Source organism: Micromonospora palythoicola, assembly GCF_036689795.1.
In the GTDB taxonomy this organism is placed as follows: Bacteria; Actinomycetota; Actinomycetes; order Mycobacteriales; family Micromonosporaceae; genus Micromonospora; species Micromonospora palythoicola.
This window is the reverse complement of record NZ_JBAGKI010000094.1, coordinates 1-17682: the sequence shown is the minus strand read 5'-3', so window position 1 is coordinate 17682 and position 17682 is coordinate 1. Positions and strand designations below refer to the sequence as shown.

15 protein-coding genes and 2 tRNA genes are annotated in these 17682 nt (G+C 67.4%); 3 read left to right on the top strand and 14 right to left on the bottom strand.

What is annotated here, in order from left to right; genetic code table 11:
- Positions 1-221: 221 nt before the first annotated feature.
- The 12 genes from V5O40_RS26220 to V5O40_RS26165 all read right to left on the bottom strand — a co-directional run bounded on the left by V5O40_RS26220 (position 222) and on the right by V5O40_RS26165 (position 12243).
- A complete protein-coding gene (locus V5O40_RS26220) occupies positions 222-2006 on the bottom strand; it encodes an ABC transporter ATP-binding protein (protein ID WP_332907941.1) in 1785 nt (594 codons plus the stop codon).
- The gene (locus V5O40_RS26215) at positions 1999-3831 is read right to left on the bottom strand and encodes an ABC transporter ATP-binding protein (protein WP_332907940.1); all 1833 of its coding nucleotides are present in this window, start codon (positions 3829-3831) and stop codon (positions 1999-2001) included. Before V5O40_RS26215 ends, V5O40_RS26220 begins: the two co-directional genes overlap by 8 nt.
- Before the next feature lie 116 nt (positions 3832-3947).
- Entirely contained in the window at positions 3948-4892 is a 945-nt protein-coding gene (locus tag V5O40_RS26210; RefSeq protein WP_332907939.1) for a glycosyltransferase, read from the bottom strand.
- An 82-nt stretch (positions 4893-4974) separates the two neighbouring features.
- Positions 4975-5505 carry a hypothetical protein gene (locus tag V5O40_RS26205; RefSeq protein WP_332907938.1) on the bottom strand — a complete coding sequence of 177 codons (531 nt, stop codon included), beginning with the start codon at positions 5503-5505 and terminating at the stop codon, positions 4975-4977.
- Positions 5495-5881 (bottom strand): carboxymuconolactone decarboxylase family protein, encoded by a 387-nt coding sequence (locus tag V5O40_RS26200; RefSeq protein ID WP_332907937.1) that lies wholly within the window; start codon positions 5879-5881, stop codon positions 5495-5497. The genes V5O40_RS26205 and V5O40_RS26200 overlap by 11 nt, the downstream gene beginning before the upstream one ends.
- A 229-nt stretch (positions 5882-6110) precedes the next feature.
- Positions 6111-6638, bottom strand: coding sequence for an aromatic-ring-hydroxylating dioxygenase subunit beta (locus tag V5O40_RS26195; protein WP_332907936.1), 528 nt, complete (start codon positions 6636-6638; stop codon positions 6111-6113).
- Positions 6635-7963: an aromatic ring-hydroxylating oxygenase subunit alpha gene (locus V5O40_RS26190; protein ID WP_332907935.1), complete on the bottom strand. Its 1329-nt coding sequence runs from the start codon at positions 7961-7963 to the stop codon at positions 6635-6637. The genes V5O40_RS26195 and V5O40_RS26190 overlap by 4 nt, the downstream gene beginning before the upstream one ends.
- Positions 7960-9126: a glycosyltransferase gene (locus V5O40_RS26185; RefSeq protein ID WP_332907934.1), complete on the bottom strand. Its 1167-nt coding sequence runs from the start codon at positions 9124-9126 to the stop codon at positions 7960-7962. The genes V5O40_RS26190 and V5O40_RS26185 overlap by 4 nt, the downstream gene beginning before the upstream one ends.
- A 1338-nt stretch (positions 9127-10464) precedes the next feature.
- The gene (locus tag V5O40_RS26180) at positions 10465-11124 is read right to left on the bottom strand and encodes a hypothetical protein (RefSeq protein ID WP_332907933.1); all 660 of its coding nucleotides are present in this window, start codon (positions 11122-11124) and stop codon (positions 10465-10467) included.
- A gap of 14 nt (positions 11125-11138) precedes the next feature.
- A complete protein-coding gene (locus tag V5O40_RS26175) occupies positions 11139-11423 on the bottom strand; it encodes a hypothetical protein (RefSeq protein WP_332907932.1) in 285 nt (94 codons plus the stop codon).
- 112 nt (positions 11424-11535) lie between these two features.
- Entirely contained in the window at positions 11536-11952 is a 417-nt protein-coding gene (locus V5O40_RS26170) for an NUDIX hydrolase (protein ID WP_332907931.1), read from the bottom strand.
- 215 nt (positions 11953-12167) lie between these two features.
- Positions 12168-12243 (bottom strand) — tRNA-Lys (locus tag V5O40_RS26165).
- A gap of 187 nt (positions 12244-12430) precedes the next feature.
- Between V5O40_RS26165 and V5O40_RS26160 the strand changes: the two genes are divergently transcribed.
- A complete protein-coding gene (locus V5O40_RS26160) occupies positions 12431-13684 on the top strand; it encodes a L,D-transpeptidase (protein ID WP_332907930.1) in 1254 nt (417 codons plus the stop codon).
- A 125-nt stretch (positions 13685-13809) separates the two neighbouring features.
- Complete coding sequence (locus V5O40_RS26155) at positions 13810-15078, top strand: L,D-transpeptidase (RefSeq protein WP_332907929.1); 1269 nt, start codon at positions 13810-13812, stop codon at positions 15076-15078.
- Positions 15079-15240: 162 nt separating this feature from the next.
- On the opposite strand, the gene V5O40_RS26150 is transcribed toward V5O40_RS26155, so the two are convergent.
- Together V5O40_RS26150 and orn are read right to left on the bottom strand one after the other, a co-directional pair.
- Positions 15241-15316 (bottom strand) — tRNA-His (locus tag V5O40_RS26150).
- A 125-nt stretch (positions 15317-15441) separates the two neighbouring features.
- Positions 15442-16032, bottom strand: coding sequence for an oligoribonuclease (orn, locus tag V5O40_RS26145; RefSeq protein ID WP_281566312.1), 591 nt, complete (start codon positions 16030-16032; stop codon positions 15442-15444).
- A 73-nt stretch (positions 16033-16105) separates the two neighbouring features.
- Between orn and V5O40_RS26140 the strand changes: the two genes are divergently transcribed.
- Complete coding sequence (locus tag V5O40_RS26140; protein ID WP_332907928.1) at positions 16106-17401, top strand: glycosyltransferase family 87 protein; 1296 nt, start codon at positions 16106-16108, stop codon at positions 17399-17401.
- The last annotated feature ends 281 nt before the right edge of the window (positions 17402-17682 follow it).

The following is a 17682-nucleotide window of genomic DNA, read 5'->3' as shown; positions in this document are numbered from 1 at the left end:
TGCGGCTCTGGGCGCTCTCGGCCGAGTTGACCGGCGGCGACGCGTGCGGCAAGTCCGAGTAGTCGGTGCGGCGGGCCGGTTGCCAGCCCGCCGCACGTGACATGGGGTGGGCCCGGCCGGGCCCACCCCATTCGGCCTGACTGTTCACGGGACCCGTGTGCCACGGACTCGAACCCCGAACCACGGATCAGGAGTCTCGCTCGATGTTCGTGCCCTGACGGTCAGCGATATGCGGCCGCCTGCAGGCTGAAGAATTCGGCGTACATCCCGTTGAGCGCCAACAGCTCGTCGTGGCTGCCGGACTCCACGATCCGCCCGTCCGACACGACCAGGATCACGTCAGCCATCCGGACGGTCGAGAACCGGTGTGACACGAAGACGGTGACTCCGCCGGTACGGATCCCCACGTCGCGCGCCGCGTCGGCGTACCGGTCGAACAAGGCGTGTTCGGTCAGCGGGTCCAGGGCGGCGGCGGGTTCGTCGAGCAACAGCAGCAGCGGATCGTCGCGCATCATCGACCGGCTCAGCGCGATGCGCTGCCACTGCCCGCCCGACAGTTCGAAGCCGTTGTCGTAGGACGTGCCAAGGTAGGTCTCCAGGCCGACCGGCAGCCGGTCGATCACCTCCTCCGCGTCTGCTCGCCGGGTCGCCCGCTCGACCGCGCCCGGTTCGTCGAGTCGAGGCAGGTCACCGAGGCCGATGCTGCTCCGGGCCCGCAGCTCCAGCCGGAGGTAGTCCTGGAAGCTGGCGGAGATCCGCTGGCGCCATCCCAGCGGGTCGAGCCGCCGCAGGTCGGCGCCATCGATGGTGATCTCGCCTGCGGTCGGCCGGTAGAACTGGCAGAGCAACTTGACCAGGGTGGACTTGCCGGATCCGTTGTCGCCGACGATGGCGACGATCGTGCCGGAAGGGATGCGCAGGCTCAGGCCCTGCAGTACGTCGACATCGGTGCCCGGGTAGCGGAACGCGACGTCCCGCAGCTCGATGCCGTCGGTGAGGACGGCGGGCGGCGTCTGGTCAGCCGGCGGCCCGGGTTCCGGCGGTGTCGCATCGCGGATCCAGCTCAACCACCCGAAGGCCCGGGCGTTGCGTTGCAGCGCCTGGGCGAGCGCGACGGCGCCGGCAGCCTGCGCGTTGGTCTGCACGGCCAGGGTGATGGCGAGGACGACGTCGCCGACGGTGCGCTCGCCGCTGATAGCGGCGCGAACGACCAGCACGATGGAGCCGATGTACCCGAGCGCGAAGATCAGCTGACCGGTGAACCGCAGCGCTGCGCCGACCCATTCAGCCCGACGCAGGCGCCTGTCCACCTCGCGGCGGACCACCCCATGGCGGCGGCGGAGCTCTCCGCCGAGCCCGAAGAGCCGAATCTCCTTGGCGGCTGTCGAGCTGAGGGCCAGCTCGAACAGGTGCCAGCTCAGCCGGGCCGACTCGGCGGTCACGAGTTCGGCACGTTCCAGCCGCCTCTCGGCCAGCCGGCCGGCGATCAGCGGGGGGACACCGAAGATCGGCAGCAGGAGCAGCCACGGCTCGATGCGGGCGAGGAGCACGGCGGTCAGGGTGATCTGGGTGAGTAGCACCCCGATCGTCAGGACGGTCTGCACGCTCTGACTCAGCGTCCACGACTGTTGTCGGAGCAGTTCGAAGCGATCTGCGGCGTCCCGCCGTTCGTGCAGCGCCAGCCCGACCGGCCCGTGCGCCAGGTCGCCGAGCTGACGTTCGGTGTCCTGCTTGTGCAGATCACCGAGTTCGAAGAAGAAGATGTGGGCGAAGTGCTCCATCGTCAAGCTGAGCAGGACACTCACGGCGGCGGCCGCCGCCGTCCAGACCGCGACATCGGTCCGCCCGTCGAGGGCCGCGTCGACCGCCACCCCCAGAAAGAGCGCCAGCAGGGGTCCACTCACGGCACCGAGCATCATCAACAGGGCGGCGATGATCAGCCTCCCCGGGCTGAGCCGCCACGCCGAGGCCAGCGTCGCGCCGACACTGCGCAGCACCCTATTCACAGCCTTCCACCTCTTCCTCGGTGAACCGCGCAGCCTGCAGCCGAAACAACTCCGCGTAGCGACCGTCGAGGGCGAGCAACTCCTCGTGGGTACCCTCCTCGACGACGCGACCGTGTTCCAGCACGACGATCCGGTCGGCACGGCGCACCGTGGAGAATCGGTGCGAGATGACCAGACTGGTGACTCCCCGGGTCAGGTCGAGGAACCGCTCGAAGAACGCCACCTCCGACCGCACGTCCAGGTTGGCGGTCGGCTCGTCGAGGACGAGAATGCTGGCGCCACCCTCGACTGCGACGAGAGCACGGGCGATCGCGATGCGCTGCCACTGCCCGCCGGACAGTTCGGCGCCGCCGGCGTATCGCCGCGACAGTGGAGTCTCCAGGCCACGGGGGAGACGGTCGACAACATCCGCCGCGCCGGCCTTTTCCAGGGCGGCCCGGACCACCTTGTCGGCACGCTCCGGCTCGGTGAGCATCTCGACCGCCCCGAAGGCGACGTTGTCGCGCACCGGCAACTCGAAGTGGGTGAAGTCCTGAAAGATTGCCGCGACCCGGCGCTGCCAGGCCGTGGCCGGGAAGGTCCGGATGTCGACGCCGTCAGCGGTGATCGCCCCCGACGTCGGCTCGTAGAGCCGGGCCAACAGCTTCACGAGGGTGGTCTTGCCTGCGCCGTTGAGGCCGACGATCGCCAGCGACCGGCCCGCCTCGATGGTGAGGTCGAGGTCGTTCAGCACCGGTGGTCCCCCCGGGTAGGCGAAGGACACCTTGTCGAACCGCAGCACCGTCCTGGGCAGTCCTGCCGGATCGCCCCTGCCGCTCTCGGTGGTGCGGGCGGCGGCCTCGCTCATCCTCTCGATCCGCTCCACCGAGCGGTAGGCGTTGAGGCCCTGCTCGGTCGCCACATCGGACTCGGCGATGAACCCGCCGATCCGCATGGCTGCCAGCGACGCCTGGAATACGAGTATCAACCCGCCCAGGCCGAGCAGTCCGGCCGCCGTTGCCTGAGCCGCTCCCGTCAGCAGCACGCCCAGCAGCGCGAAGGCGACAAGAACATAGAGAATGTAGGGGCCGTAGAACAGCCGACGCCGGGCTCGCCAGACCGGGTGGGCGGCGTCCATGGCGGCGGTCGTGTACTCCTGCTTCAACCAGGGTAGGAGCCCGAAGACCCGCAACTCCTTCGCCGCCGCGGGCTGGAGCAGCATGGTGCGGAGATATTCGCTGCGGCGCCGCAGCCGGGCGGTGCTCCGAAAGACCTCGGTGAACACCGACAGGCCGAGCCGGTAGCCGAAACGGATCGTCAGGGCCGCGACGAGCAGAGCCGGCCCGGCCCACCACACGAAGGCGACCGACGTGACCCCGGCGGCGAGCACGGTCTGCAGGTACCGCGAGATCAGCGCGATCTGACCGGCACCTGCGGCACCCGGCGACCACATTTCGGTCCGCAGCCGGTCCTTGGCGTCGGCGACGTGATCGAGCAGCTCCGGATCCTCCATGACGGCCACGCCGCCGCTCGCTTGGGTGGCCGCCATCAACCGGTCACGGACGAGGTCGTCGAGGCGACGGCGGATCAGGTTGCCGAGCAGTTCCTGTACCGGCAGCAGCAGCTGCACTCCGAAGAACGCGGCCGCCGCGAGGATCAAGTTGGTCCGAAGGTCGCTCCAGGCCGCCGATCCGAGCCCGCCGGCTACCGCGTCCGGCACTCGGGCGACCACGGCTGAGGTGGCGAGGATGAACGCGACCGGCAGGATCCCCGCGGCGATCTGGACCAGCACGGCCGACGTGACCAGCGACCAGCCAGCATCGGGCACCAGATGCAGGATTCTCATCCGCCCGTCGCGGCGCGATCTGTGACCGCCGACGAGTTCCGCCCACACAGATCTCTCGTGCATCGTCACCACCAGGCGCCTCCTGTGGACGTCTCGGACCCGTCGTTCAACTCCGCCTATGCGACAGCGACAGGAACATCGCCCTCCTCGACCTCGACACGTGACCCGGGAAAGGCCGCGGGGGTCGACCTGGCACACATTTCGAACCGCTCGTAGAGATCGGTCCAGTTGGCGCCGACCGCAGGGTTGAAGATTGGCGCGAGCATGGCCTGGAGGATCACCTCAGGAGATTCCTTGTGCAGCGCTATGAACAGGCTCAAGTTCTTCAGCCAGCCCTCATAGACACGTGCGTTGGGGCTCAGCGGCGGCCCTTGATGGTAGGCGAAGCTCTCGTCGTCGAAGACTAACCGCGTGCCGGCGCGCTCCAGCCTGAACCCCAACTCGGAATCCTCCAGGCCCCATCCCCGAAATTCTTCGTTGAACCCACCGACGCGCTTGTAGTCGACGCTGCGTACAGACACGTTGCAGGTGAAGAAGAGATGCCATGATGTCTTCAGGCCATCATCGATACCGCTCAGGCGGCTCAACAGGTCCAGCCTGATGTCGCTTTTCAGCACGCCGCCGAGGAATTCCTCCGCGCCGCCCTCCACGAAGCGCTCATCGAACGCTTCCGGTGACCGCAGATATTTTCTGAAGCCGATGACGGCCTTCTTCCCGCCTGAGTCCCGATAGTGGTGAAGATGCCGATCGACGAAGGTGGGCGGGACCAGTTGGTCACCATCGACGAAGATCAGAATGTCGCCGGTCGATTCTTCCGCACCGCGATTCCTTGCGGCACTTCTGGACGAGGCCGCAGAACGAGGTAGGTGCAGGTAGCGGAACCGGGAGTCGGCCATCACGTGACGCTGCACCGTCTCTGCTGTCGGGTCGGTCGATCCGTCATCCACGATGAGCACTTCGAGGGAATCGTCGACAGCCAGACTCTGTGAACGGAACGTGCGGAGGCATCGGTCCAGCAGCAGGGACGAGTTGAATGTCGGTACAACCACTGATGCCTTCATCGGGGACTCCATCCCAGAGCAAGAACCGAAATTCCACGTGCGACAACCAGCCGACGACCGACGGCGTTGCTGCCGGTAGGAGCTACGTACCGCCACGGTCAGGTGACCCGGCCGCACCGTCCCCTGCGGCCTGCTGGGATTCCGCGCGCCAGGTGCACCCCTCGCCTGCCTGTTCGCACGACACCGTGACGTCCGCTTCGACGTAGCGGGCGGCGATGGCGGTGTTGAGTTCCTGACAGTACTGGCATGGTGAGGCGAAGGTCAGCTTGACGCCGGCACCGGCGGCCAGTTTGCGGTACCGCAGGATCCCGCATTCGGTGTTGCGCAGGACGGTGCCGGAGGGCTGGGGCTCGCTGGTCACCGCCGAGTCGTAAAGCAGCAGTTGGCGCTGTAGCCGGGCCATGAAGTGGGCGGTGGCGGACTCTCCGGCGGGCCGCTGCGATCGCAGTAGGTCCGCGGTGATGCGCGAGTTCGCCTGGATCCACGCGGATACGCCTTCATCACCGTGCATGCCGAGAATGAACTCTTCGGCGGCCGCCTGGGCCTCGAAGAACCGCTGGCGCCAGAGGTCGACCTTGACGGTGGGGTCGAGGGAGGCAGGGTCACTGGTCATGGTTGGTGTCCTTGGCGGTGTCAAGCTCGGCGAATACCTCCTGGGCGATGCGCAGCCCGTTGTTGGCAACCGGCCAACCCCCGTAGTAGGCGAGCTGGATGATGATTTCGACGATCTTCTCTCGTGGCATCCCGAGGTGGAGGGCGGCACCGATGTGGCCGCGCAGCTCCCAGTCGGTCCGGGCCAGTGCGACCGCGGTCAGCGCGATCAATTCGCGTTCCTCGACACTCAGGTGCGGGCGGGTCCAGATCTCACCGAACAAGTGGTCGATGGTGAGCTGCAGGAAGTCGGGGTAGGAGCCTGGGCGGGGTTCGCGGCCGAAGACGTGCTTGAACATGGCCTCACCCCGCTCATGTCGGGTGAGCGGCTGGTTCATCGATCACTCCTTCGTGGTGCCAGGTGGCCTGTCGGACAGTGGTGAGCTGCTACGCCGCCTCGAAGGCGACGAGCAGTGCCGGCGCAGATGTCGGTACACATCGAGAAGGCGGCGACGCCGCCGGGGCCCCGCCGCCGGCATCGTCGATCAGCGCGGCAGGTACCGGCACAGCCTGACCAGACCCACCCCGCGCCCAGAGCGGTGAGGAGGGCCGTGTCCCGGTCAGATCTCAGAGGATGATGCTGAGCTTTCCGTGTTCGAAGAGACTCTCGTGGTCGAGCACCACGAGACGTCTCCGGACCCGGAACGACTCGCCCTCGACGGCGAGTTCGAGCCGAAATTTTCCGACGTAACAGTCAGAGCGCCCGTGCCCGAACCGGTAAACGACGACATTCGCCGCCACGTCGAGGTGCGTGCCCCGATCAGCCACAATCTCCACGTTGCTGATCATCCGATTCGTCCGCGAGCGGGGATTCTCGCACCACACCTCGCCGTTGAGGATCTGCTCAATCCGCTGGCGTAGCCGGGCGGCGTTGTCGTCGATGAGCCCGAGCGCGTCGGCCGGCTCGCCCCGGACGTCCGTGGCCGGCACCAGGTAGCGGATGTCGTCGGTCAGCATCTCGTCGTACCACTCGCGCAGGCGCCACTCGTCGAGCAGCCGCGCCTCGCGGAAGAGGAACTGGCTCACCCGGTGCCACAACCGCATCTGGGCCGTCTCGTCGACCGCCGGCTCGGTGTTGATCGTGTCGGTGGTCATCGCCGTTGCCCCCCTTGCCTCTCGGCCCGCTGAGTGAGGTGGTGACCTTCCTCGCGGTCGTCGCCGTCGTGCATCAGCCGGTCCCACTGCCGCCAGAACTCCCGGGCTGGCAGTTCGTCGGTGGTCTCGGGGACCTCCTTGCCCATACCGCGTGACAGGTCCGAGTGGCGGAGCGTGCGATTGAGGTATCCCCGTTGACAGGACTCGATGATCTCGATGTCGTCGGGGGTGGCGAAGCCGGCGGGACCGAGGAAGGTCAGGTAGTGACTCTTACGCAGTTCCCGGATGTCCGGATCCTCGTCCTTGGGGGCCAGCGCGACCGAGGTGATGGACATCTGGCCGGCGCTGACCGGGTCGATCTTGCGGATGGTGATCCCGATGGCGTCGATGATCATCAGGTTGGGGAAGATCATCAAAGCCCGGTTGGCGCCGGTGATCCGTTGGGCGCGTTCGGCGCCGAACCGTTCGACGAACCGGGCGGCCGTCGCCTCCATCCGTGACCTGACCTCGGCGGGAAACATCGGCGTCCAGTAGGCGAGCGGTCGGGCTGCCGCCGGTACCAACTCATTGGCGCCATGCCCCCGTCCGAGAGCGCGGGCGAACCCGCCCCGCCGTCGCGGTGCCATCGTCCCGAGCGACTCGATGTAGCTCACGTAACGCTTGTGCAGGGCGCGGAAGTGGTAGATGTCGACGCTGTTCTCCATCATCAGCTTCCAGTTGGCCCGGGCCCCGTGCAACTGCGCGCCTTGGATCACCTCCATGCCGACTTCGGACTGGTCGGCGATCAGATCGAGGTACTCCGTCGCGCCCGCCAGATACTCGGTCAAGGTGCGTGGCTGCTCAGGATCGAAGGTCGCGAACACGAAACCCCGGTAACTGTCGCTACGGTGTCGCGCCAGGTCGAAGTCGGACTTGCGGAAGCCTGGGCCGTACCCGTCCGGGAGCGGAACCCCGACCAGGTCACCCTGGTTGGAGAAGGTCCAGTCGTGGTACGGGCACCGGAACGATCTGGCCTGCCCGGCCGGCTGCGAGCAGATCAGCGCACCGCGGTGCGGGCAGCTGTTGGCAAGCACTCGGATCACCCCGTCGGAGCCGCGCGCCATGACCACCGGGCGCCCTCCGACGTCGCGTGACACATAGGAGCCCAGCTCGGGCACCTCCGATTCGTGCCCGACGTACAACCAGCAGCGATCGAAGATTCTGGTCATCTCCTGTGCGGCCACGTCGTCGTCGGTGTAGGCCCGGCGGTCCACCCGGAACGACAAATTCTCAGGATCGTCGAACACGATCTGGCCATCCACCGGCCGCTGCAGTTCTATCGTCACTGCTCCCCCTTTCGCTGTAGCTTCTCGCTCATGCTGCCGACTATTTCTGCCGTGCGTGCGGCGGAATCACCACACTCGGGCTGCGCCGCGCGAAGCCGCGCCCGGTAGTCCCGGCCGGGATCGAGCAGATCGGTCACAGCGTCAGCGACTGCCTGTTCTGAGACGTCGACCGGCTCCAATGCCGTGCCGAAGCCCGCGGTTTCCACGAAATACGCCTGAATAGGCTGGTCCACAGCTAGCGGGATCACCAGCATCGGTGTCGCCGCCCGGATCGACTCCGCCACCGAGTTGTAGCCGCCATGGGTGATGAACACATCGGCACGTTCAAGCACCTCACGTTGGGGCACGTACGGGGCGGTAAGCACGTCGGCGGGCAGCGCGAGTTCCTCAGCGAGATCTCCCACCGCGGCGATCACCTGCGCACCGGTCTTCACCGCCCCCATGATCACCGTGCGGAGGAGTTCGGGCCGTCTGAAGAAGATCGTGCCGAAGGAGACGAACACCAACGGCCGGCCGGGGTCGATGTCCGCCAGGCCGGGAAAGGCGACCTCGTCACCACGCACACCTGCCGCACCCGGCAACCCGACCAGCTGCACGCCGTCGTCCGTGACCGCTTCGTCCCCGACGAGCGAGGGAATCGTCGGCATCACATTGAGAACCGGCGAACGCGCCGAGTGCGTCCGGGTCGACCACAACACCCCGCGCCTGGTCAGATAGTCGCCAACCTGCTCGTCGTACAGCCAGCGACCTTGTCGACGCTCCTTCGGGCATACTCCGCCGAGGTTTGCCCAGATCATCCCGTACGGCACACCGGACGCCTGGGCCCCCGCCATCGCTGCCGCCAGTACCGGCAGCGAATCGAGCAGCGCGAAGTCCGGCGCCGTCGCCCGCAGCGCATCAGCCACCTGGTCCGCCAGCGGTGACGATTCGAGCATCGGACCGATCTTTGCCGGATCGTCGCTCCACGGCGCCATCTGGACCTGCCCGACCATGTGGACCTCCGCCGCGCCCACGGCCTGGCGACGCTGCTCGCCGAGCACGCCACCGTCCGCCGACACCAACAGCAGCACCACCTCGTTGCCGGCGGCTCGGAGCGCGTTGACCACCGGAATGTACGGGTTGAGGTGGCCATGCTGAGTAGTGGTGAGGAAGGCGATGCGCACTAGATCTCCGATCCATGGGGAAACGAACAGGCCGACTCAGATCTGGGTCTGAATCAGCCGCACCGGTCAGAAATACGCCACCCGGCTTTCAGAGACGAGTCCAGAGCCGCGACACACAAGCGGCAGAACTGTGCCCGTAGGCACGCGGAACCGGCAGGCGAGAAAGCCATCGACGTCCAAATGCTGGGAAGAGACTCTATGTAATCCCCAACGCCATTGTGGGGACCCGGGCCTGTCTACGTTGACTGCCGAAACAACCTTGCAACAAAGGGCTTACCGGCCGCATCGTGGCGACTCCGGAAAGTGTGCCGGATGGCATGATCAGAGTCAATGCTTGACGTGTCGGCACACCCACAACGATGGCTTTGACCAATACTCCGCCTCGACCCTCAGCAGGCCAGCCCGGTTGCTCGGCAGCGAAGTCGTGGAGGTGCGGACTCATAACCCTTCCAGCCGAGTCGCCGGATTTCGTGCGATGGTGTCGATGAAGCTTGAAATGTCGCCTTGGCCGAGCTATGAGGCGTGGTCACCGGTTAACCGGTGCCGGCTCGCGACGGGGTGCTTGCCAGAGATTTCCCGCCCTTCGATAGCGGTCTCTCCCTGCCTTTTCCCCGATACGGCGGCCCGATCGGCCCGCGGCGCACACGCTGGGGGCCGACTTCGTGCTTTGTCAAACAAGGAGGACCGACGATGAATGCCACTGTCACGTGCGCGGCGCGCACCACCCACGATGCCGAGCCCCGGAACGCGTATGGCTGATTCGGCAAGCCTGTGTCTTCCCCGCGCCCATACAGTGGTTACCTGCGCCGGCTACCGCAGGGTGGCGATCGGCGGTCAGGCTGGTTGTGTCTGGCGGGGGTGCCAGGCGGTCTCGTAATCGTTCGGGCTGAGGTAGCCCGGTTTCTTCTCCATGCGGGCCGGTGTCGCACCTGCCGTCAACGCAGACCGGCAACGGACCGGAGGGATCCGGCAGGTTCGGCTTCTGTACGGCGTCGAGCGCGACTCCCCCACCGGCTCCGATCGTCGTCGCTGTCCCCCGTCGGCCGGGCATTTCTGTCCCACCGCTCGCGGGAAACCGGGTCGACTCCTCCGGGAGTCGCACGACCTGGGTTCCTGGCGGCGTTGATCAGTGCTCTCCCGTTCCTTCAGGTCGCACCGGTCCACGCGCTGCCTGGCTTCGCCCGTTCGTGCCAAACCGAGGTTCCCCAGTCCACTCCGAGCGAGCCGGTCCATGGCGGCCGAGCACCCAGGGAGCACCACCGTCACGCGCCTCGGGTGGGCTGTCGGCGTGGCGTCGTCCCTTGATGCGGAGCGACGTGCCGGGTGAATGCGCCCGGCCTACCCCGGCCAGTTGGCCAGGTAGTCGTCAAACGGAACATCGTCAGGCCGCTGGCCGCCGATCTCGACGTACCTGTCGATGTCCCGGTCGTACGGTGGACCGACAATGATCGGCAATTCATGCGTGGAGTGGTGGGCCAGAAACCGCCAGACCGCCCGGTTGAGCACCGGCTGCCGGGAGTTGGCCGGAGTCTCCAAACCACCACTGTGGAAGAACAACACTCGGCCGTCGGCGTCGCGCACCGCCTGCCCCAGGCAGAGCCGTTCCCGACAACGGAAACAGGACAGGTAGCCGGTCTTCGACACATCCCACCCGTTACTGGGGTAGTCGGCGAAACTGTCCTCGGGCCAGTCGGCAAGGTAGTCACTGAACTCGATGTCGCCAGGCTCGTCACCGCCGATCATGACCGGAGGCCCAGGCGGCTCCCACATCTCGTCGTACTCCAACTGAGAGTCGTAGATCACCTGCAACTGGTGGCCGACATGCTCCGCGAAGATCTTCCACAACGCCCCCGACATCCGCCGCGACTGACTGTGCTTCGGCGTACTCGGGTGCGCGTAGGCGAAGTAGGTGATGTCGTCCCACGAGTTACGCACCGGCTTGCCGAGGACAAGCTGGACCCGTCGGCACAGGCAGAACAAGGTGGCGTCAATTCCCATAGGTCGTCCCCCGTTCAGCCCGGCACGCCCATGCCACGCGCACCTGGCATCCACAAGCCCAGCGGCCTGCCGTCCGGCGACCGGAACGCCACCCACATGTTCTGGTAGGCGGCTAGCCGTGCATCGGAGCGGTTGCCCCAGAAGCTTTTCATCATGCCCTCCACAGCCGCCGCGTCGACACCGGGCGCTACCTGGACCAGCAGCTCTCCGTCGTATTGCATGTTCGGCGCCGCATCGCTGAGCCGGCCCGGAAACTGATTCGGTTTGCCGGCGAACGTCTTGATCTGTCGTCCCAGCACGAGCTTGTCTGCGCGTCGTAGAACAACACGTCGTATCCCTGGACGTTGTCCCCGGCCACCTTCGGGTCGTCCCGGCCGGCCCGTAAGGGGCAAGTTGCTCTGGCCAAGCTGCCTACACCGAGAGCAGGGCCTCCTTGTTGGAGGTGATGAACTCGGTCAGCCCTTCCGGCTTGAGATCCACCGCAGGCAGCTTGTCGATCGTCACTCGGTCGAGCCGATAGTCACCACGCGACGGATCATCGAACTCCGGCCCGATTCGGGCATCCTCCCGCAGCTCGAGTAGCCGACAGGCGAAGAAGTACTGGACAGAAACACCCTCACCAGCCGGGACGGTGAACAGGAACACCTGGGCGAACCGATCGACCGAGGCACCAAGTTCCTCCAGCAGCTCCCGACGAAGCGCAGCCTCCAGAGAGGCATCCGTCGACTCCACACCACCGCCCGGCGTGGTCCAGTACGGCGCCTGGCCGGACTTGGTCCGCTTGATCAGCACGAGACGGTCGTCCTCATCCAGCAGAATGGCCCGCACCGACCTACGCACAACCAGCCCCCATCCACGCCCGAGACGCACTGGCAGCAACTCACCCGGTTGATCAAGGGTCTGTCCGCTGGCACCGCACCGCGTCCCACCGACACCGGCCCGGTCCAACGGCTCCCGAGCACCCACCGAGCCACCACCCACCACCGGCGTACGCGAAAAAGGCCCTGACTGGCAGAGTTCTACCAGGTCAGGGCCTTGCTCGTTGGTGCGCCGCCAGGGACTCGAACCCCGAACCCGCGGATTAAGAGTCCGCTGCTCTGCCAGTTGAGCTAGCGGCGCTCGCTGACAACGGGGGAAACACTAGCACGCGCCCCGAACCGGGTTCCAATCCGATCCCGGGCTCACCCCTTCGGTCGAGCTTATCGGACATTAGCCAAAAATCCCTCGCAAAGTGTGGGACCGGGGTGATGCCGGACGGCAGCGGTACGGCACGATGTCCGCCAGGTGCGCAACGACAGGGGTGGGGATGGGCAGGTTCGCGCGGACCGGGGCGCTGTTGGGCGGCTTGGGGCTGGTGGCGTCGCTGGCATTGTCGGGCTGCGGCGAGGAACGTGCGGTGGCCGAGTTCGTACCCGGTCAGACATCCGGTGCGACCGGCACCGGGACGCCGGTCCCGCCGGCGGTGTCGAGTGGTCCGCCGCTGACGGTGAGCCCGGCCGACGGGTCGAAGAACCGGCCGGTCAGCGTGGAGATCGGCGCGAAGCTGCCGGACGGCGGCGAGGTGTCGCAGGTCACCCTCAAGACCGAGGACGGCAAGACGATCAAGGGCAGGCTGCGTACGGACGGGTCGTCGTGGGTGCCGTCGGCCCCGCTGAAGTGGTCCACCCGTTACACCGCCACCGTCGCCGCGAAGGGGCCGGACGGCGCGGTGAGCGAGGGCACCAGCACGTTCACCACGATGGCCAAGCCGGGCTCGATGATCACCTCCGGGTTGTACCTGTTCGACGACCGGACGTACGGGGTGGCGATGCCGGTGGTGGCGGAGTTCCACCCGGGCATCCCGGCCAAGGACCGGGCCAAGGTGCAGAAACGGATGTTCGTGCGGACCGACCCGCCGCAGCCGGGCGCCTGGCACTGGGTGAGCAACGGCACGCAGGCGTACTACCGGGCGCCGGAGTACTGGAAGGCCGGCACCAAGCTGACGGTACGCATCGCCCTGGCCGGCATCCCGCTGAGCAACGGCAGGTACGGCAACGTCGACCGCAGCGCCACCGCGAAGATCGGCTCGGCCTTCGAGATGAAGGTGACCAACTCGGACAAGCAGATGCGGGTGTACGAGGACGGGCAGCTGGTCAAGACGTTGCCGGTCAGCCTGGGCAAGAAGAAGACCCCCTCGTCCAGCGGCACGCTCGTGGTGATGGAGAAGAAGGAAGCGACTGTCTTCGACACGATGGACGACCCGGATCCGGAGAACCGGTACGTCACCGACATCGAATTCGCCCAGCGACTGACCTGGGGCGGCGAGTACATCCACGCGGCACCCTGGTCGGAGCACGTCCAGGGGCGGCAGAATGTCTCCCACGGCTGCGTGAACGTCTCGATGGCGAACGCCCGCTGGCTCTTCCAACGCACGAAGATCGGTGATCCGATCACCATCACCGGCACCGAACGCAAGCTGGCGGCGGGCAACGGCTGGACCGCGTGGAACCTGAGCTGGTCGGAGTTCGTCAAGGGCAGTGCGCTGCCAGTTCCGGACGGTGGCGCCGGTCCGGCCGTCTGACCGGACGAAATATGTCACTATCCGGACATCCCGCTCCACGTGTTTCGGTTCACTAGGCGCAACGGGTACGTGAACCGGTGCGTCAGTGATGTGGACGGGAAGCGGACCACGACTGTGAGGACACCATGCGGATTCGGGACCAGCGCAACCGGAGGCGGGGGGTGCTCGCCGCGGGCCTGCTCGTCGTGACGTTGGCGCTGACCTCCGCCTGCACCGGCGGTAAGGGTGGCGACAAGGGGCCGGGTTGGCAGGACGGTGCCGACCAGCCGGCCGCGAAGGCGTCGGTGAGCATCAGCGAGCCGGCGGCGGACGCCAAGGACGTGCCGGCGTCGGCGGCGATCGCCTTCGCCGCCGAGCAGGCCGAGGACGTCACGGTCGAGCTGACCGACGCCGAGGGCGAGTCGGTCGAGGGCGAGCTCGCCGCCGACGGCCGCAGTTGGCTGCCGGCGGGGGCGTTGACCTACGGCGCGTCGTACACCGTCACCGTCACCGCGACCGGCGACGACGGCCTGCCGGCGACGGCGACCAGCGCCTTCACCGTGATGGAGAAGCCGGAGAAGCAGGTACGCATCAGCAGTTTCCTCGGCGACGACCAGACGGTCGGGGTGGCCATGCCGCTGATCGTCAAGTTCGGCCGGGACATCCCGGAGAAGTACCGCGCCGACCTGCAACGCCGGATGACGGTGACCTCGGAGCCGGCCCAGGAGGGCATCTGGCACTGGGTGAGCCCCACCGAGATCCGCTACCGGCCGAAGGAGTTCTGGCAGGCCGGCAGCAAGGTGTCGTACCGGGTGCAGGCCGGTGGGCTGCCGCTTGGCGACGGCTGGTACGGCCGGGCCGACCTGACCGTCGACATCGCCATCGGCCCGAAGCTGCTGATGACGGTGGACAACGGCACCAAGCGGATGACCGTCACCAAGAACGGCGAGAAGATCAAGACCATTCCGGTGAGCCTGGGCAAGAAGAGCACCCCGTCCTCCAGCGGCACCATGGTGGTGATGGAGAAGCTGCGCAAGACGGTCTTCGACACCTACGACGAGCTGGGCCCCGAGGACGGGTACCGAACGAAGATCGACTACGCGCAGCGGCTCACCTGGGGTGGCGAGTTCATCCACGCGGCACCCTGGTCGGAGGGGCAGCAGGGCACGACGAACGTCTCGCACGGCTGCGTGAACGTCTCGATGGCCAACGGCGCCTGGCTGTTCAAGAACACCAGGGTCGGTGACCCGATCGTCGTCAAGGGCACCGAGCGCAAGCTCCAGCTCGGCAACGGCTGGACGGACTGGAACGTCAGCTGGGAGGAGTACGTCAAGGGCAGCGCCCTGCCGTACGAGCCGGCAGCCAACGACGAGACCGACCCGGACGTCGAGGCGAGCGAGGCCCCTGGCGCCTGACCCGCACGCCGGCACCGGTGCCACGACATGCCGCAACCTGCGGCCTCCGTCGGCGGGGCATACCGCGTCATGCCGCAACCGGGGGCGGCTGCTCCCCTCAGCGGGCCGACTGCCGGTCACCCCGAAAGCGTCAGGCCCCCTCCGTGGAGGGGGCCTGACCGGTGGGGTGACTGATGGGAATTGAACCCACGACAACCGGGACCACAACCCGGTGCTCTGCCAACTGAGCTACAGCCACCATGCCGCCGCTCCCGGTCGATCGCCAGGGGCGGGTGCGGTGAAATCATACCCCCACCACGGCCGACCCCGTCCAGCGGGTTGCCGCCCGGCCGCGAGGGGACACGCCCCCGGCAGTCCTGGGCGTCAGAGTTCGCCGGCGATCGCCTTGGCGCTCTCCACGTCAGGCCCGGGCAGGGGAACGAAGATGGTCCGCCGGTAGTACTCCAGCTCGCGGATGCTCTCCCGGATGTCGGCCAGGGCCCGGTGCGCCAAGCCCTTCTGCGGCTGGCCGAAGTACACCCGGGGATACCAGCGGCGGCACAGTTCCTTGATCGAGGAGACGTCGATCATGCGGTAGTGCAGGTGGGCGTCGAGGCGGGGCATGTCCCGGGCGATGAAGCCACGATCGGTGGCGATCGAGTTGCCACACAGCGGCGCGGTGCGCGGATCCTTGACGTGGCGGGTGACGTAGTCGAGCACCCGATCCTCCGCCTCGGCGAGGGTGACGGTGGAGCGGCGTACCTCGTCGGTCAGTCCCGACTTGCCGTGCATCGTCCGGACGATCTCGGGCATCGCGTCCAGCGCGGCGTCGTCAGCGTGGATCACCACGTCGACGCCGTCACCGAGCACGTTGAGGTCGGGGTCGGTGACCAGCGCGGCGACCTCGATGAGTTTGTCGCCACCGAGGTCCAGCCCGGTCATCTCACAGTCGATCCAGACGAGAAGATCAGCCACCGGGACAGCCTACGCGCAGGCCAAGTCTCGTGGCTCCGCGCCGTCACGGTCACCGACCGCTAGGGTCTTCCCCGTGCCCGCCGAACCCGCCACACCACCCTGCGTCGACCTGGACGATCCGGGCAGCCGTACGGCCCGCCGGGTCGTCGGAGCACTGGCGTTGGCGGCGGTGCTCCCGGCTCTCTACCTGCCGGGACGCACCCACGACTTCTTCGACCTGAAGATCTATATGGCGGCCATGGACTGGTGGGCCGCCGGCAATCCGCTGTACGACTACGCACAGCCGGACCGGGTGCAGGGCGAGTTGTTCTTCACCTACCCGCCGTTCGCCGCGCTGATCCTGCTGCCGTTCTCCTGGTTGAAGCTGGGCGCCACCGTGGCGATCTTCACCGGGCTGACCCTGCTCGGCGTGGTGGTCACCACGAAGTGGCTGCTCGATCCGGTGATCCGTCGGCACCGGCTACCTCACCTGTTCACCCTGGTGGTGGGCGTACTGTTCGTGCTCGGCGTGGAGAGCACCCGGGAGACGATCACCTTCGGGCAGATCAACATGCTGCTGGTGGTGCTGATCCTGGCCGACCTGCTGTTCGCCGTACCCCGTGACAGCCGCTGGGCCGGGGTGGGCATCGGGTTGGCGGCGGCGCTCAAGCTGTTCCCGGCCATCTTCGTGATCTACCTGCTGGCGACCCGGCGGTGGCGGGCGGCGGTGGTGGCCGGGGCGACCGCGGCCGGGGCGACCCTGCTCGCCGCGGCGGTCGCACCCGGTGACTCGTGGCGGTTCTGGACGCACGAGTTGTGGGCCACCGACCGGGTCGGCCGCACCGACTACACCGGCAACCAGTCACTGTTCGGACTGCTGAGCCGGCTCACCGCTCCGGAGGAGCCGAACCGGCTGGTCTGGCTGCTGCTGGTCGCGGTGGTCAGCGGGTACGGGTTGTGGCGGGCGGTGCGGGCGTCGCAGGCCGGAGACGCGCTGACCGGCCTGACGCTTACCGGCCTGGTGGCGGCGCTGATCAGCCCGATCACCTGGACACACCACATCTACTGGTTCATCCCGGCGGTGGTGATCCTCGCCGACGCCGCGCTGGGCACCGACCCGCGCACCGCCGCGGGCGCCCGTCGACGCCGCCGTTTGGTGATCATCGCCGTCAGCGTCACCTCGATCATCGTGTACGGGGTGGTGTCCTTCTACGACTGGGGGATCACGCCGTCGCCCACCGGCAGCCCGTGGGAGTTCGCGCTCCGCAACGCGTACGTCTGGCTCTGTCTGGTGCTGCTCGTCGTCCTACCGGTGCGTGGCGGGGCACGATCGCCGAGTCACCAGCCCACAAAGTCGGACACTCTTCCCGAGACTCCCATCCATCGGTAATCTGCTCCAAGGGCTCCAAAACCCCACGGACACCGATATCCCCCGGTGAAGGGCGGCCCTCCGCGTCGGCAGCACGGAGGGCCGCCCACCCGTCCCCCACCCCCCACCCCACCCCGCCTCGCCCCGCCCCGCCCCGCCCCGCCTCGTCGATCTTGCAGTTCTGGTCGCCGATACGCCACCTTTGCACCCGTTGCCGAGACCAAAAGTGCAAGATCGCGGGCGAGGGGGGTGGGGGGGGGGGGGGGGGGGGGAGGTCGGTCAGGGTGGTGGGGCGGGTGGGC

What these genes read in the sequence shown, in the direction of transcription:
- V5O40_RS26215 (WP_332907940.1), bottom strand. Translation starts at nt 3,831, where the DNA reads ATGAGAATCCTGCATCTGGTGCCCGATGCTGGCTGGTCGCTGGTCACG.
- V5O40_RS26210 (WP_332907939.1), bottom strand. Translation starts at nt 4,892, where the DNA reads ATGAAGGCATCAGTGGTTGTACCGACATTCAACTCGTCCCTGCTGCTG.
- V5O40_RS26205 (WP_332907938.1), bottom strand. Translation starts at nt 5,505, where the DNA reads ATGACCAGTGACCCTGCCTCCCTCGACCCCACCGTCAAGGTCGACCTC.
- V5O40_RS26200 (WP_332907937.1), bottom strand. Translation starts at nt 5,881, where the DNA reads ATGAACCAGCCGCTCACCCGACATGAGCGGGGTGAGGCCATGTTCAAG.
- V5O40_RS26195 (WP_332907936.1), bottom strand. Translation starts at nt 6,638, where the DNA reads ATGACCACCGACACGATCAACACCGAGCCGGCGGTCGACGAGACGGCC.
- V5O40_RS26180 (WP_332907933.1), bottom strand. Translation starts at nt 11,124, where the DNA reads ATGGGAATTGACGCCACCTTGTTCTGCCTGTGCCGACGGGTCCAGCTT.
- V5O40_RS26160 (WP_332907930.1), top strand. Translation starts at nt 12,431, where the DNA reads ATGGGCAGGTTCGCGCGGACCGGGGCGCTGTTGGGCGGCTTGGGGCTG.
- V5O40_RS26155 (WP_332907929.1), top strand. Translation starts at nt 13,810, where the DNA reads ATGCGGATTCGGGACCAGCGCAACCGGAGGCGGGGGGTGCTCGCCGCG.